This window comes from Eubacterium oxidoreducens (assembly GCF_900104415.1).
GTDB classification, from domain to species: Bacteria; Bacillota; Clostridia; order Lachnospirales; family Lachnospiraceae; genus Eubacterium_C; species Eubacterium_C oxidoreducens.
This window is the reverse complement of the sequence record NZ_FMXR01000008.1, coordinates 23,705-38,627: the sequence shown is the minus strand read 5'-3', so window position 1 is coordinate 38,627 and position 14,923 is coordinate 23,705. Positions and strand designations below refer to the sequence as shown.

The 14,923-nt window shown below is 37.6% G+C and carries 25 protein-coding genes; all 25 read right to left on the bottom strand.

Features of this window, described 5'->3' with window-relative positions:
* Nucleotides 1-32: 32 nt before the first annotated feature.
* Nucleotides 33-1,682, bottom strand: a complete 1,650-nt coding sequence (locus BLS20_RS05450; protein WP_090173064.1) for a single-stranded-DNA-specific exonuclease RecJ — start codon at nt 1,680-1,682, stop codon at nt 33-35.
* Between the two features lie 68 nt (nt 1,683-1,750).
* A complete protein-coding gene (locus BLS20_RS05445) occupies nt 1,751-2,056 on the bottom strand; it encodes a hypothetical protein (RefSeq protein ID WP_090173062.1) in 306 nt (101 codons plus the stop codon).
* Between the two features lie 14 nt (nt 2,057-2,070).
* Entirely contained in the window at nt 2,071-2,238 is a 168-nt protein-coding gene (locus BLS20_RS05440) for a DpnD/PcfM family protein (protein WP_143010230.1), read from the bottom strand.
* A gap of 292 nt (nt 2,239-2,530) precedes the next feature.
* Nucleotides 2,531-3,211: a fibronectin type III domain-containing protein gene (locus tag BLS20_RS05435; protein WP_090173058.1), complete on the bottom strand. Its 681-nt coding sequence runs from the start codon at nt 3,209-3,211 to the stop codon at nt 2,531-2,533.
* A 116-nt stretch (nt 3,212-3,327) separates the two neighbouring features.
* Nucleotides 3,328-3,648 (bottom strand): hypothetical protein, encoded by a 321-nt coding sequence (locus BLS20_RS05430; RefSeq protein WP_090173056.1) that lies wholly within the window; start codon nt 3,646-3,648, stop codon nt 3,328-3,330.
* A gap of 57 nt (nt 3,649-3,705) precedes the next feature.
* Nucleotides 3,706-3,903, bottom strand: coding sequence for a hypothetical protein (locus tag BLS20_RS05425; protein ID WP_090173055.1), 198 nt, complete (start codon nt 3,901-3,903; stop codon nt 3,706-3,708).
* Nucleotides 3,904-4,150: 247 nt separating this feature from the next.
* Nucleotides 4,151-4,363 (bottom strand): hypothetical protein, encoded by a 213-nt coding sequence (locus tag BLS20_RS05415; protein ID WP_090173051.1) that lies wholly within the window; start codon nt 4,361-4,363, stop codon nt 4,151-4,153.
* Nucleotides 4,356-4,895 carry a replication/maintenance protein RepL gene (locus BLS20_RS05410; RefSeq protein WP_090173049.1) on the bottom strand — a complete coding sequence of 180 codons (540 nt, stop codon included), beginning with the start codon at nt 4,893-4,895 and terminating at the stop codon, nt 4,356-4,358. The genes BLS20_RS05415 and BLS20_RS05410 overlap by 8 nt, the downstream gene beginning before the upstream one ends.
* A 9-nt stretch (nt 4,896-4,904) precedes the next feature.
* Nucleotides 4,905-5,144 carry a hypothetical protein gene (locus tag BLS20_RS05405; RefSeq protein ID WP_090173047.1) on the bottom strand — a complete coding sequence of 80 codons (240 nt, stop codon included), beginning with the start codon at nt 5,142-5,144 and terminating at the stop codon, nt 4,905-4,907.
* 4 nt (nt 5,145-5,148) lie between these two features.
* Nucleotides 5,149-5,352, bottom strand: a complete 204-nt coding sequence (locus tag BLS20_RS05400; protein ID WP_090173352.1) for a hypothetical protein — start codon at nt 5,350-5,352, stop codon at nt 5,149-5,151.
* A 215-nt stretch (nt 5,353-5,567) separates the two neighbouring features.
* Nucleotides 5,568-5,876: a hypothetical protein gene (locus BLS20_RS05390; protein WP_090173043.1), complete on the bottom strand. Its 309-nt coding sequence runs from the start codon at nt 5,874-5,876 to the stop codon at nt 5,568-5,570.
* A 144-nt stretch (nt 5,877-6,020) separates the two neighbouring features.
* The gene (locus tag BLS20_RS05385; protein ID WP_090173041.1) at nt 6,021-6,230 is read right to left on the bottom strand and encodes a hypothetical protein; all 210 of its coding nucleotides are present in this window, start codon (nt 6,228-6,230) and stop codon (nt 6,021-6,023) included.
* A 13-nt stretch (nt 6,231-6,243) separates the two neighbouring features.
* The gene (locus tag BLS20_RS05380) at nt 6,244-6,519 is read right to left on the bottom strand and encodes a type II toxin-antitoxin system RelE family toxin (RefSeq protein ID WP_090173039.1); all 276 of its coding nucleotides are present in this window, start codon (nt 6,517-6,519) and stop codon (nt 6,244-6,246) included.
* A 126-nt stretch (nt 6,520-6,645) separates the two neighbouring features.
* The gene (locus BLS20_RS05375; RefSeq protein WP_090173038.1) at nt 6,646-7,149 is read right to left on the bottom strand and encodes a hypothetical protein; all 504 of its coding nucleotides are present in this window, start codon (nt 7,147-7,149) and stop codon (nt 6,646-6,648) included.
* 48 nt (nt 7,150-7,197) lie between these two features.
* Nucleotides 7,198-7,845, bottom strand: coding sequence for a hypothetical protein (locus BLS20_RS05370; protein WP_090173036.1), 648 nt, complete (start codon nt 7,843-7,845; stop codon nt 7,198-7,200).
* Between the two features lie 123 nt (nt 7,846-7,968).
* The gene (locus tag BLS20_RS05365) at nt 7,969-8,244 is read right to left on the bottom strand and encodes a hypothetical protein (RefSeq protein WP_143010229.1); all 276 of its coding nucleotides are present in this window, start codon (nt 8,242-8,244) and stop codon (nt 7,969-7,971) included.
* 16 nt (nt 8,245-8,260) lie between these two features.
* On the bottom strand, nt 8,261-9,286 hold the full coding sequence (locus BLS20_RS05360; protein WP_090173032.1) for a DUF262 domain-containing protein: 1,026 nt from the start codon (nt 9,284-9,286) through the stop codon (nt 8,261-8,263).
* 147 nt (nt 9,287-9,433) lie between these two features.
* Nucleotides 9,434-9,673: a DUF5688 family protein gene (locus BLS20_RS14000; protein WP_143010228.1), complete on the bottom strand. Its 240-nt coding sequence runs from the start codon at nt 9,671-9,673 to the stop codon at nt 9,434-9,436.
* Between the two features lie 35 nt (nt 9,674-9,708).
* Nucleotides 9,709-10,281, bottom strand: coding sequence for a DUF5688 family protein (locus BLS20_RS05350; protein ID WP_090173028.1), 573 nt, complete (start codon nt 10,279-10,281; stop codon nt 9,709-9,711).
* 90 nt (nt 10,282-10,371) lie between these two features.
* Entirely contained in the window at nt 10,372-12,057 is a 1,686-nt protein-coding gene (locus BLS20_RS05345; protein WP_090173026.1) for a PcfJ domain-containing protein, read from the bottom strand.
* Between the two features lies 1 nt (nt 12,058).
* On the bottom strand, nt 12,059-12,322 hold the full coding sequence (locus BLS20_RS05340) for a SpoVG family protein (RefSeq protein ID WP_090173024.1): 264 nt from the start codon (nt 12,320-12,322) through the stop codon (nt 12,059-12,061).
* On the bottom strand, nt 12,319-12,504 hold the full coding sequence (locus BLS20_RS05335; RefSeq protein WP_090173022.1) for a hypothetical protein: 186 nt from the start codon (nt 12,502-12,504) through the stop codon (nt 12,319-12,321). Before BLS20_RS05335 ends, BLS20_RS05340 begins: the two co-directional genes overlap by 4 nt.
* A 13-nt stretch (nt 12,505-12,517) precedes the next feature.
* Nucleotides 12,518-12,985 carry a Cas9 inhibitor AcrIIA9 family protein gene (locus tag BLS20_RS05330; protein ID WP_090173020.1) on the bottom strand — a complete coding sequence of 156 codons (468 nt, stop codon included), beginning with the start codon at nt 12,983-12,985 and terminating at the stop codon, nt 12,518-12,520.
* A 94-nt stretch (nt 12,986-13,079) separates the two neighbouring features.
* Nucleotides 13,080-13,286, bottom strand: coding sequence for a hypothetical protein (locus BLS20_RS05325; RefSeq protein ID WP_090173018.1), 207 nt, complete (start codon nt 13,284-13,286; stop codon nt 13,080-13,082).
* Nucleotides 13,287-13,379: 93 nt separating this feature from the next.
* The gene (locus BLS20_RS05320) at nt 13,380-14,882 is read right to left on the bottom strand and encodes a hypothetical protein (protein ID WP_090173016.1); all 1,503 of its coding nucleotides are present in this window, start codon (nt 14,880-14,882) and stop codon (nt 13,380-13,382) included.
* Nucleotides 14,883-14,923 lie beyond the last annotated feature (41 nt).

Below are 14,923 nucleotides of genomic sequence, written 5' to 3'. Positions count from 1 at the left end.
TCTTTTTCTCTACTCCATAAGTACAATAAGTGCTATTTTGCACCTAAAATGAGAAGCGAAACTTCACTATTTCCGTTGTATTCACTCTCGGAAAGCCGAAAAGCAAGGGTGCAACTTAGGGTATCTTTTGCATCAAAAACCTTTTGCACTTTTTCTTTGCCAAAAAGAGAATTTAAGTTTTCTTCAAACTCATCTCCGTCAAAGGCAATTCCCTTATCTCCTGATTCGCAAAAAACAAGGATGCACTGATTTTCTTTTCCGCATCTACGAAGGGACGTAATTACTACATCTTTTGCAAAAATTGGTTCAGGATTTCCTTCTCCAAATGGCTCTAAAGTACTGATTTCTCTTACCAAAAGGACAGAAGTTTTTACTTTTGCAAGGCGAATATCACAAACGATTTTCTTTTCAAAAATTTCCTTGCAATTTGCGTTAATCTCCCTTCTAAAAGTATCAAGATTTTTTTCTTCAAGTCCAAGTCCTGCCGCTTTTTTATGTCCACCAAAACGAGTCAGATACTTTTCGCACTCCTTTAAGCCTTCGTAAATATTGTAATTGTCCGTACTTCTACACGAACCTTTCAGCGTTCCATCAGGCATATGAGTTAGCACGATGGCAGGTCTATAAAACTGTTCCACCAATCGTCCTGCAATAATCCCTACAATGGAATCCGAAGCGTTTTCAAGGCACACGACAAGGATTTTGTCTTCCTTATTTACCTTTTGGATGGCTTCTTCGGTTGCTACCGTGCAAAGCTCCTTCCTTTGCTCATTGAGGTCAATTAGCCCTCGAACACCTTTGACAAGCTCGTTTTTGTCATCACACAGGCAAAGTCTTTCTGCAATTTCGGCATCCGACATTCGCCCTGCTGCATTAATGCATGGTCCAAAAGTGAAACCAATGTCTCTTGCGGTAATCCGATTTGATGCATATTGCGGATTTTCTGCAAGGTCTACAAGGACGTTTAGAAATTCCCACTTACTTTGTTCCATCATTTCAAGCCCTTCTTGCACAATCTGTCTGTTTTCGCCAAGAAGTGGCATGACATCTCCAACAGTAGCAAATGCCATTGCTTCAAAATACTTATTTGGCATATCATCTAATAAATGCCGAATGATTTTATACGCAACAGTTGCCCCGCACTGTTCAGGAGATTTGCTAAGATGCGGATTACAAATAACATCTGCATTTGGCAAAGTATCTGATGGGATATGATGGTCTGTCACGACCACCTTTAGTCCATTTTCCTTTGCAATCTGCACAGATTCATGTGCACAAATGCCATTATCACAGGTAATTAGCATTTCCACCTTATCTTCAATGGCTTTTTTGACAATATTAGGATTTAATCCGTAACCATCTGTCTTTCTTTTTGGCAAATAGTAATCTACGTTCATGCCAAAACTCCTTAGACCATCTACAAGAATGAAGGTTGACATTACTCCGTCAATGTCATAATCCCCTATCACTCTTGTCTTTAAGTCTTTATTGGCTTTGATAAACTTTGAGGCAGTTATTTCTCCCTCAATTTCTTCAAGCTCCTTTCTTTCCCACGGCATAACGAAAAAGGATTCGTCACTTCTTCTTGCAATGATGGTTGCAACCGCATTTGACAGTCCATAGTTTTTCTTTAAATGACTAATCACGCTCCTTTTCCCGCCTGTTTTGATTTCGATTTTCATCTCTACTCCTTTCTTTGAATATGTTTCTTTTTACTGTCTATAAGTACGCTTTTTGCAAAGAAAAAAGGCTAAACTTCGCAAATCTCGTACATTTTTTCTTTCACTAGCTTATCTAACTCAATTTTGGCAAGGCGATAAGCCTCTTTTAACTCTGTCACATCTTTTGCCAGTATGATTTTATCAATGTTTCTTTCAAGTTCTTTTCCTATGTCTTCTTTTTCATTAAAAAATAAAGAGCTTTCGATGGGTTCTAAGTGACGCAGATATTTAGAACTATTAAATTGCACCTCGAGAAGTGCTTTTTCTCTTGACTTAGCTTCTACGCTAACTTCGAAAGTCTTCATGTCTGTAACTATTACATTATATTTTTTCATAAAATTTCTCCTTTCTATTCTTCTTCTACATCAAAAGTGGTATCATCAATTTCTAAGAAATAATCATTTGGATTTGCAAAATAATCAGTTTCCACCATAGCAAGAGCTTCTTCCTCAGACTCAGCCTCTACATTTACTTCGCAAATGTTCGTTTCTGTAATTGTTACCTTATACTCTTTCATAAATTCTCCTTTCTGAAATAAAAAATCTTTTCTCATCTATATCTATTGCAATTTTTGCGACTTTTAGACAAAAAAAGAGAGCCATATTGACTCTCTTTCTTAAATAAGTTGAGGAATTTTGGCTTGACTTGACAAGCCAAAGCAACGGGCGAGGAATTGCACCTCGCTAATGGGAAGTAAAACGAGCAACCTCTCTTTCATATATATATTTGAAGCACTTTTCCGTTGCACATATATATAGTCTAATGCTGAAAATTATTAGACTATATTTTACCGACTGTCTAACAAATTTTTACTTTTTTTCTGTTGTAAATGTTTTCCAACTGCTCCATACACTTTCATCATAAGCTCCTGTATTATCATTATATTGCAATCCTTGAACGCGAACTTTATATTTCGTATTTTTGGAAAGTCCTGTTATGGAAATTGTTGTTACTGATTTACCACTCACAAGAGCATGTTTTACAACTTTTCCTGTTGAAACTTTTACAACTTTGTATTCATAGAAGTTACAGCTCGCATTGCTCCATTTTACGGTTGCTCCACTCTTTTTGATGTTGGACACTCCCGTAATAGTAGGCTGTTTGATAAAATATCCCGAAGTTCCTGTGTTAAGATAAACCCACTTTTTTGTAGATTTTTTACAACCCATTACTCGGTATGTATAACAACACCCACTTTCAACAGATTTATCAACGAAAGTATCTCCTGTCTTTGAAGTACTTGTTGCAAAAACTTCAAAATTTTTCCATGTTGATTTCTTTTTCATTAACCGAATCTTAGAATATCCCATTTTGGAAAAGTCGGAAGAAGTAGGTTTTACAACAATCTTTACAGAGTTTGCTTGCGTAGTCCAACTCATTTTTGCTTGTGATGTAACCACTGCTTTTGTGTTCGTTCCAATATACATACTTGAAACGCCAATCATAGCAATTAAACTAAACATCACAATCTTCTTTAAAATCTTTTTCAATGCAATTCCCTTCTTTCAATTCTATAAGTACAACAAAAAAAGAGGTTCTTGACTAATTCCTTGACTAAAAGTGGGCTTTCTTGACTAAAAAAAGAGAGCCTCAGCCCTCTTTAGTCTTAGACATCAATGCTAACATTTTCTAGCCCATACATGGCATCATCTGACTTTGCCAAAGTGACAAGCCTATTTACCAATTTCTTATTAAAATAGACTTCTTGCCAATCGTATTCTTCTAAAGAGCCATCTAAAAGCCGAGAAGGAGACAAATATGTGTTAATTACATCATCTCCATCAATTTCAATTAAGATTTCAGCACTTACAGCCGAAGAATATGATTTATTGGGAAAATACTCTCCCAAAATTTCCTTTGGGGCTGAAAAATAAAGCTCTATCGTGTTTCCATTGCTTGATGCAATTTCGTCAAATTCAATTCTCATTCTTTTCTCCTTTCTATCATCTATATTTACTGTGATTTTTGCAAATTTTGGACAAAATTAGTCTTCCGCAAGAACTGACACAATTTCATGACAATACTTTGGAATATCCCCTCTCGTTGACGGGTTATTGTCCCCGTATTTGCCGAGGATTTTAAAGAGAGCATCTTCGTCCTCTTTCGTTAATTTGGGGCAGTAATACTCAAAATCTCCATCGGAGTGTTCGAGCATTATTCCCCTTAACTTTGTCTTTTCCATGATTTTTTCTCCTTTAATCTTCTAAATCTTTTATTTTTTCTAATATTATGCAACATAAGAGGAACAGTATGACCAGCCACATGGCTAGACCACACAGTATTCCCGCTTTCTCGTGACCGTGTAACCAAAATATTGGAGATAACACCGACAAGACTATCGCAGCAATACAGCCAATGTATCCTAGAATCCTTGCTTTAGAATTGGTATTTCTCATATTGTCTTAAACTTCCTTTCTCTTTTCTGAAAACTATTTTGCAATTAGTTCATCTGCCATTTCCACTTCTCTTACAAGCTCCTCATTTGTGGCTTCGTCCATTAGCCAATTCATATATTCCATTGTGAGCGGATTTCCTATTGCATGATGCACATACAAAATCCATTCCAAATAGGTCATATCATTTGATGCATCTTTTTCCACTTTGCAAATTTGTGTATGCAAATTGTCCTTAATATTATTCATTTACTCCTCCTAAAATCTGCTTGAAAACTTTCACATATTCCCCACCAAGATATTTGCAAAGTTGTAATACATCTTGATAGCATTGCTCATACCTTACTCTTGAAATCTTTACTTTTTCTACATCTTCCCCGATATTGGTGGCGAAGATTCCATCTAAAATGTTCTCTGCATCTTCCTTTACTCTTTTTTCATCTGACAAAAGCCGTTCTTTTAAATAACGCACTTCATGGCACTTCTCTTTCACATATCGCATTTCGCTTTTATGAGCTATTACAATATCAGGGTTTACGAAGTAAATAAAAGACCGCCCACTTGGGATAACCTTAACAAATTCCATTTCTTCTAGCATCTTTACCCTATTTGAAATTGTCGTAAGTGATACATCAAACTTTTCTGCAATATCCACAAGAAGGACATCTGCCTTATTTTCGTAGTCCATATGTTCTACAAAATGCATGAATATACCAAAGGCGAGGCTGTCCGCATTTGCCAAATCACTTATTTTGTCTGTTTTTAAAAAAAGGCTTTCCATCAATACTCCTTACATTTCAATAACTGTTTCAATTCGGACTTCCTTGCCCCATGTGTAGGTCAGTTCCACGGTACACCCACTCCACGAATTTAGGGTTTCTCTGTCTATGATGTTGTAAAAAAGGTCTTTTACATCTTCTTCGTCTTCTAAAATCTCGTCTTCGGGTGTCTGAACATCCACTTCAAGGACGCTATAATAGAAACTATGTCCATTTGGTTCGGTTATTTTGGCTGTGATATTTTCGTACATTTTCTTATTCCCCCCTTGCATTTGCCTTTTCATTTGCCATATCAATGTATTCCATACACACGCAAAGCAGGTTGTTATAATCTCCGCTTTGTGCTCGTTCATACATTTCGTCAATCTTATCTTCAAGCCCTTCTCTTCTTAGGGCTTTTGCGGTATATCCCATGACCGAAAATGCGTTCCCATCAATTCCTACTAAGTCGTATTTCATAAATTTTTCTCCTTTCACATTGCTTTTTCTCCAAATTCCAACTTGAAACATTCTTCGCACAAGTCCATTTTTCCAAAAGTCTTATAAATCCCATGAATTGGCTCTCCTGTGCCCTTATCTGTATATTTTTTGAATTGTATTTTTATTGCCTCATGCGGTTCTAGCCTTTTTAGGCAATTGTCGCACCGACAACCTCTATATCCATCTCGCATAATTTAATCCTTTATCTCTACGCAAACGACAGTTACATCATGAATCACAATGGTCTGTGCATTGAATCCACCGTAGTAGTAGACCTTATCTACCCATTCGGACAAAAACAAATTAACAGCATCTAAAATGGTTTTTGGCTCTGACTTTAGCACCTCATCTGCCAAATATTCCGCAGTCGTACTATATCCTTCTTTTCTCGCACATGACCAAATTTTCCCGTTCTTCCCATTTACGTCATCATCAAATTCGCACAAAGAAACGAGTGTTTGTTTTAGTTCATCTCTTGATTTCAGCGTTCTCACAAGTAGCATCTTTCGCCCTCCTTTCAGTTATATATAGAGAAAAGGAAGGTGATTTTAGACACAAAAAAAGAAGCCCCGAAGGAGCTTCTTATGTTCATGAGGTTATTTTTTCATCAGTTACAATAAAAAAGACTCGCTATTGCGAGCCTTTAATTAATTCCACATCTCTTCCTCTGTGACAAAGATGCCATTTTTCATTTCTTCCTCACTTTGTTCCAAAATCCTTTGTTCTTTTGGAGTGACTTTGACAAAATCTCTATCCCATGCAAGAACGAGTTTTTTTATTAAAGCGTTTACTAACGAAACATCTTCGTCAGGAAGTATATCCAATAGTTCCGCAATTTCCATTGTGCGTGTCTTCATTACAATTCCTCCTTTACTTATAGATGTCTCCACGGTTGCCAATATCTAAAATGCTTAAAATAAGCAAATGATTGTCTTTGTCATACTTAAATATAATACGAATAGACCCGATTTGCAACCTTTTTCTGCCATCAAAAAATCCCGCCAATGGTTTTATATCTCCTGTAGCAGGAACATGCTTTAGGTTATCTTCAATAGCCTTTTTGATGCGATTTCTTTCTTTTGCGTCTTGCTTTTTTATAAATTTTTGAGCCGCTTTAGAATAACGAACTGCATCTACTTCTCTCATCTTTACCTCCTTTTTTAAAAAAGAGAGCCTATAAAGACTCTCTAAGTGTTGCCAAAACAACTATCATTGCTAGTGATAGCCCTGTTTTGGTATGTTTTAAGATTTCTCTCATAAAATCTCCTTTCCTTATTCATTCCTGCTCCCACAATTAGGGCAGTAATTTTTTATCATGTCTCTTACAGAATTAAGGGCATCTTCTGCACCATATGCATCTGTAAGAAATTTCAAAATCTTACGCTTGCTCCATTTTGGGTGCTTGTATTGTATATTGTTATACAATTCTTTAAATTCCGTTGGGGACATATCACATATCACGGGATTACAGCAAAGATGTATATCACTATACGGCTCATCGCAGTAATCAATAACTGCACAATTCCCACAATGGTCACTGTAGTCAGCTATTGTTTTTGCAGTCTTTCTTGTCATTTTTTGCAATTCCTCCTTAATTTCTTGCGTATTGACAGTTTCTTTTGATGGTTTCCATGAATGCGGTACATCAAGACACCTTTTGTCTGCATAAAATTCGCATTTTTCGGCATCTATTGGGGTCATTGTTTTCATGCAAAAACAACCATAACCGTATCCGTCAAAGCGCTCCCATTCCATGCAATTTTCGCATTTTTTCATTGCAATTCCTCCTTTCTTTGGATAAAGAAGGGCATTTCGCCCCCTCTTTTATGCACATTTTGCCTTGATTTCGGCTTTGCGTGCTCTAAACATCTCTCGCCACTCGTCATATACCCCATCTTCTAGGGCACTTTTAGCGAGTCTATGAACTTCCTCTATATACTTCTTGTTTTCCGAAGTAGCGAGAGCTTTTTGCGTACCATTGTGGTACACTCTTACCTGCCATTTATCACCCTTCTCGCTAGGCTTTGTGATAGTAGCGTTTTCCGTGTGATGCATGGCATTCTTATTGGCATCCTGATATGCCTTGTTCCCACGGATATAGCGAGTAGCTTCAAACCACTCGGCAAATACTCCGAGCTTTTTTGCTTGTTCGGCAATTTCTCGGATAGCCATACATTCCTCTTTTGTACGGCTCTTTAATGAGGACAGAATATATCTTTTGGATTTATATCCGATATATGCTACCCATTTTCCATGCGTAGTGTCGTAGTAAACACCCTTCTCATTCCACGGGAGTCTGCGATTACACCCACAAGAATAATCCATATCTCCAATGTGCTTTTTGAGAGTCTCAATATGTCTTGTGAACATAACATCATCCAACTGACACAAACAATTACAGGTATTATTGTCAATGGATAACACCTTTACGAACCCAATCTCCATACCTGCTACAATTTTCTTTTTTGCCATAATATTTTCCTCCTTGAGCTTTTGCCCGATTTCTTATGTTCCTACTTTTCGGAACGATTACTTTTACAAACTATAAGTACTTTGTTTTTTTGGCAATAAAAAAAGAGAGCCTAAGCTCCCTTTTTACACTTCCTGCACGAAAATCGTAAAACCCCCGTGCTTTGTTTTTACAAGGTATTTTCCATTTGACTGATAATCAAAGGAAATCCCTTTATTTCTCCCAACCGCTATAATTCTTTTCTCTTCCAAAATGGAAAACGGTTGATGGTTATTTAGGTTATGAAAAAGGACTAGGCTTGAAATTTTCCCAAATCCTTCTTTTTTACAAAAACTTTTTGCAAAGTCACTAAGGCTATCCATTCTTACTTGGTCGCCCCTTACCGTTGCAACAACTTTCATAAAACACTCCCATTTCTTAATTAAAAAACCAATCATACTGCTTCTTAAGAGCCTCTCTACGAGCAATTACGTTACCTGCATGATTAGAACCATTACTACAAGCCTCGTTATATCTTTCATCAGAAGATGGCTTACCCTCGTCGTAAAACTGTGTAAGGCACTTAATTACATCCTCAAAAGGAACACCTTCTTTAACAGCTCTGTCTATGATATACATTACAGATACCATATGAGTCTTCTTAAGGATTGTCTTAACAGCCTTCTTTGTGAGTTTTTCACCTTTGCGTGTCATTTCAGCTACGACATCATAAAGGTAATCAAATCTCTCAGTAAGCATCTTTTCAACATCAGGACTAACCTCTAGTGTTTCATAGACAGGTCTAATATCCTTGTTATCAAGACCGCTTTCAGGATTTGCAAGATGAAGATATGTCTTAACAACGATTTCTTCATTCTGACGACGTGCGATTGCTTTCTCGGTAAGAAATTCCGTGAAAAGCTTATGAAACGCAAGTCTCTTAATGCCTGCCAAATCCTTAGCCTTGATACGAGTATTATCAATAGCTGACAACGGCTTACCATTATTTAGACGAGCCATGATTTCAACAACGTCCTCATCTGTGGCATCATCAAATGAATAAGCATTCATGTGGAAATTCTTGAACGCATCTTGCAGTTCTTCAGGAAGCTGTTCATAAGTCATGCCATTAACATCAACTTCACCTTCATTAGTCTTAAAAGGTTCAAGCCCTTGAAGAACAAACTCATTATTGATGAACATATGAAGTGTTGTGCAACGCTGCTTGCCATCTAAGCAATCGTATACGGAAACCTCTCCTTTCGGAGTAGTTATCTTTCTGCCATCCGTAATTGCATAAAACGCAGGTACAGGATAATCTCGTAAAATAGAATCAATAAATAAACACATTCGATTCTTATTCCACACGAATGTACGCTGCACAGCATTGTCAAAGACAAGACTACCATTATCAATCATCTTTGTAATTTGTTTGACCGTCCACGGTCTGCTATTTTTATTCATTCTTTTATTCTTCCTTTCTTTTTAAAACCCGAAGTTATTAGGCAAACACCTTTCCCTCTTAAGGTGGCAACTCTTTCGCCTCCTTTGCTCCCTCCCAAAAAGGGAGGAAGTCTTTTAATCTAGGGGGGGGAAGTTAATAAGTTTCTACTAATAAGTACATCTTTTTACGCACTTATTAGACGCATCGTAGCGGTAGACGCTATCAGAGAGCTGTTCTTCCTCTCTAACCTCTGTTCCATTAACTGTCCTTACCATACCCATAAGGAAGTCTAAGTCATCTGTCAACTCAGTACTTACACAGATAACTTCATGGATACTGCTTGGGAGGATATACAAATCGCTATGAACAGTTTCTGCAATCTTATCAAGCGTATTTGTGTCGAGCATATATATCGCTCCATTTACCAAAACGGAGTTGCTCACTACATACATAGCCGGGTAGGTATTCCTACAATTTCGGCTAAAGTCTGAATTTTTGCAGGGAAGAAATTTCCTTTACTAAAAAGGTCTTCTTCTGTGACTCCCCACATATCAAGATACTCATTACGAACAGTGATTGTTGCAACGCCGTCTGCTTCGTTTCCGAGTACCGCATACTTGTAAATAATTGCAAGGTCTAAAACCTTACGGTGCGGAACTTCTTTTAAAAGGTCCGCATTTCTTTCAGCATTTACGAGGCACGGCATCAGCCTCCTTGACACCTTTGCAAAGTCCTGATAATCCTTTGCAATACGGTCATAAGAGCTTGTCTCATGATTTTTTGCCAAGGACAATACCTCATCCACAATTTCATCAAACGACATTTCGCCATTTGTGAATTTTGTGAAATAACTGTCCAAATAAATAGTTGGAGCAGTTAGGTTTTCACCTTTGAAAGACAACCCATGGAGTTTTAGACCATTATTTTTCAAAACGGTCTTTTCCTCTACCTCATAGTCTGCTTTGATGCGAACCACTCTAGTTACTTCTTCGATAAAATTCATTTCATTTCTCATATTTCTTTTTCTCCTTTTTTTTAGAAAATATTACTTTTTACACTCTATAAGTACATTTAAAACAGGGGAGCAATTAACTCCCCTAATTACTTACGCACACTGCATTTTTTGCATTATCCTAAAATCATTCAAAAAGGTTTTTACCTCATCTGATGGGCGAGAGTTTTGCAGTCCTCTTATCTGAACAAAGTCAAGACTTGGAAGACTTAGTTCTGCCGTTACATGAGGTTTTCCTTCTTTTCTGACAAAAACAATGGCAATTTCCTCTTTTGCAACTTTCTTTGCGTAAAAATCACTTCTACCTACGCAGTGCTTTAAGGTATCGGATTCTTTTACAAAGTCATCAAAGGATTTTGGCAATTCGAGTTTTAAGTCATCTTTTTCGTAAGACCAATCTCTTTTTTCGTTAACCTCACGAATCTTTTCAGATAACCTTTCGTTTCTCACTGCCTTTGCCTTAGAAAATGCATCATCATGGGCTTTTAAAACGTCTTTTGGGAACAGATTTTTCTCTCCTATTTCTTTTGCAAGACGAAGGAAGTCAACGTATTCCGTCAAAACGTCTTCCTTACCTTTTGCAAATTTTACTGCCTTATGACAAGTGATATATTTGCAAACATCAAAGGATTTATACCCTGCCTTTGCGAGTTTTTTCTCATCTTCATGTGTAAGGTGAGGGTTTTCTTGCAAGGCTTTTATCTCATTAGTAGTAAGGCTCTTTCTATTCAGCCCTTTAAACTGCTCTCCTGTGATTTTGAGCAGTTTTTTTGGAGAAAGTGTGCTACCCACATCTATATTGTGACGGCAATGCCGAATTTCCTTGCAAAGCGTCTCAAAGCCTGCTTTATAGAGTTTTTCATAGGCAGGTTGCACGGCTCTTTCAAAGTGAGCAGTTACCTCCCATATATATCCTTCCTTAAAGTTTGGCAAACCTGCTAATTTAAGTGTCGGTGCATCAAGTGCTCTACATCTTTGATACACTCTACTTCGCTCTGCCGAGCGGTAAAGCACTCTGTTCACTTTTTGGAAGTATCCACGTTTATTCTCAAAGTATTCGTCTCGTCCATTTGCAAAGACTCCTCGGACTCGTTCAAGGACAACTGCCTTATTGTGATAATCGGACAATCCTTTTCTCACATCAAAGATTCTCACAGCAATATCTCCACGAAATGGCTGAACAAGCATTGTCGTTCCTCGCTCTACCAAAGAGGAATGAGCATAGCGTTCTTTACGGAAAACCACCTCTCTTTTACAAGAAGGGCACTTTATAACTTCCTTATGTTTTGCGGTGATTAACGGAAATGTTTGTTTACACGCTGTGCAAAAGCATTTTCCGTTTTCTTCTACGACATACGGTTGTGTGCCGTCTGTTTCGCAAAACTCTAAAAAGCCATTTAGTACTTTTGGAAGTGGTTTAAAGAAGTCTTCTGACTTTTTCACCCTCTTTTGCCATCTTTCTCTTGCTTCTTTTTCTTTTATTTTGCGAGAATAACTCATCAAGGTAGCTCGAAGGCTTCCTTGCCACTTGCAAATTCCGTCCAAGAGATGCCGACTCCCAAGAACCTGACCGAAGACAATCCATTCAAGTCCTCTTACGGATTTTTTACCGTCCGTAACCGTGTAAAAGCTATCCTTTTTTGCATACAGCAAGGTTTTGCGATGGATTTTCCACAAGGACTGCTTCTCCTCTCGCCAATCATAATTCTCATTTACATAAACAGAAAGACGGATTGCTCCGTCCTTCTCTTTACTTGCAATGGTCATATAATACTCCATTTTATTCTCCTTTCAAACGCCTATATTCTGCGATAATTGCATCAGAAATGTGATAATACAACTCTTTACTGAGCGGAAACGCTAGGTCTTCGTATTTCCCTCTTTCATTCTGTCTGGCTGGATATGCAACAAAATCGCAACCATTCTTATCTTCCATGACTCTTACACCACGAACAGCAAACACTCCGTCAAGAGCAAAACTACCAACTGCCTTTACTGCGTTATCTGTTTCCACAAGATTAAGCCTTATCTCTGTTACCTTCATTTGCCACCTCCGTAAGCGTATTTTTTAAGGGCATTCATATCGACTTCCTCTCCGTCCGAGTCTACTAGCACTCCGTTTTCAAGGTGGGCGAGATTTTCACCGCACTCATCGACAGAAATTACCCTATCGTATTGGAGAGTTACAACGACTCTTCCCATTTGCATTCTTTTTGGCTCGTGCATAATAGCCTCCTTTCTAAAATAGTGAAAGCTGTCCACTTGTTTCCTCAACAAGATTTCCAACTTTCTTCTTTTTTTCTTGTTTCTTTGGAACAGGCGTATTTTTCATACGTTCTTCTTTTCTTTTCGCTTCTTCCAACTTTTTCTTTTCTTCTGCCTCGATTTCAGCCTTATCGTCTAAGAAGACATATTCTGAAATGAGGTCGAACACTTCATCATCAGGCACACAAGCGTATCGTACGCCTTGCGGAGAGCGTTTCTTTACCTCTTTTTCCAAGTACTGATAGAGGCGGGCAGGAGTCTTATGTTCCTGCATAAGGGCTTTATCAAAGTCCTCATTTTCCTTACTTTCTTTTGCAAGGTACTTAAAGATTTGCGAAAACATCACTTTTGCATATTGCAATTGTGCGTCCTCATTTTTCTCTTCCATTTTTTTGTATTCTACTGACAAAAGGTCAGAGAATCTTTTTAATCCTTCTTTCATGCTTTTCTCCTTTCTTAAAGAATTATTATTTTTATCAATTTATAAGTACTTTGTTTTTTGGCAACAAAAAAAGAGGGGGTGGCGAACCCCTCTCTTAGTCGTCCTCGCATCCGATGTCTCCGAAGTTGAAATACTTACGGAGTTCATCGAAAACACACAGCCCAACGATTTCCGCTATGAAAAATAGCACAAAAACGATTGGATTATGCATCACGACCCCAATTACCAACAAGGCAAATGGAGCAACAATTGACAGGACTTTTAATAACGGGATAATGATGAAGTCATATTTTTCCAACATCACCTTCCCTCCTTTCTGCCCGACCTTCGGGCTATTGCTTGTACCTCTACTTTTCGAGGTAATTATTATTTGTTGTTATATAAGTACAACAAATTAAAAGCACTTTTCCTTTATTATGGATGCTATATTTCGCCCTGCTCGATAATCAGAAGTGGACGAACCCATAACTATCGTGTATTTATCTTGGTTATAGTACTTTAATTTATAGTGTTTATTTTTTACTACGGTAAAGCCTAGCTTTTCAAGTCTACTTATCATTCCTGCATCAAGGTTTGAATTGCCTGAAAAGATATTGTCGATTTCTTTTTTTGCTAGAGTTAGTTCTTCATGCGGATTTAACTTTGCCAAGTGCTCTGCAACATCTTTCTTTCGGCTATCTTTTGCGTTATTGGCATATTCTTCCATGATTTCTCCGACTAGCTGAGAGATTTCGCCTTCATAGAGCTCCTCTTCTTTGTCATAGCAAATATGGCGTTCCTCATTTGCAAAGATTTTTTGCGGAGCAATAATTTCTTTTGCATCTTTCTCTTTACGAGATTCTTTTAGCAGTTCTTTTTTAAGCCTAGCAATTTCCAAATCCTTTTCATCCATTTTGGTATGGGATTTGATTTCAAGTTCTTTTCTCAGGCGGGCAATTTCTAAATCCTTTTCTTTTAATCTCTTTTTATACTCGTCTTCTTGCTCATTCGTTAGCTTTATGGCAACTTCTTTTTCTTTTACCCGATTATCTTCTAATGCTCTTGTGTAATTTAGCAGAATATAATAGCAAAGCGACCAACCAATATGAGCGATTGCTTCTCTTACGGAGGCGTTTTCTCTGACAATTCTACTTGCCTGCGGATACAAGTCTCTTTCACCCTGCTTATTCATTTCATCTGCTACCAAATTGCCAATATAGGTATAGAGAGTTTTTTGCACTATCTCATCAACGGGGATATTTGGCATATCCAAAAAGCAACGATACGTTCCTATCATAGTGGTGGTAACTCCGATATAGTCCATTTCGTCTATTTCGTAATAACCGCCATTTCCCACTTGCTCCATGCCATACGCCCATTTTAAAAGGCTTCGTCCAATACCGTCTTTTCTGACATTCTTTGTGCCATTCATAAAGTATTCCCATTCTTCGAGTTCGGTGAAAATCCTCTCTGTCAACCTAGCATATGCATTTCTTACGTTTTTTATGTTTTTCATGGCATCCCCGCAATCTTCAAATTGCACCATTTTATCTTCTACTTCCAAACAGGCACAGGTGAAGTAAAGTACGCCTTCCTCATTTATTTTTTCCAATATTCCATTTTTATAATCGTAAAGTGCCCTTGCGTCCTTTGATGTGTTTTTATACTTTTCTGAAATTTTCAAGGCTTCTTCGATGACTCTTTCGTCTTTTGTCTTAAAGTAGTATTTACACAATCTCTCGTGTGCGGTGACAAATCTCTTTTTCCGATTCGTGCCTGTGCCTTTTTGAACTTTAACAGTATTTTCTATGTCTTCATGGAAAAGGCTCTCCAAATAAAGCAAATCCTCATTTTCGTCATACATAAATTCACTCAGCATGGCTACGAGTAGTGTTGTTGTCCAATCTTTTTCTATCATAAATATTTCCTCCTTTTCTAATATATAAGTATTCCAAGTTC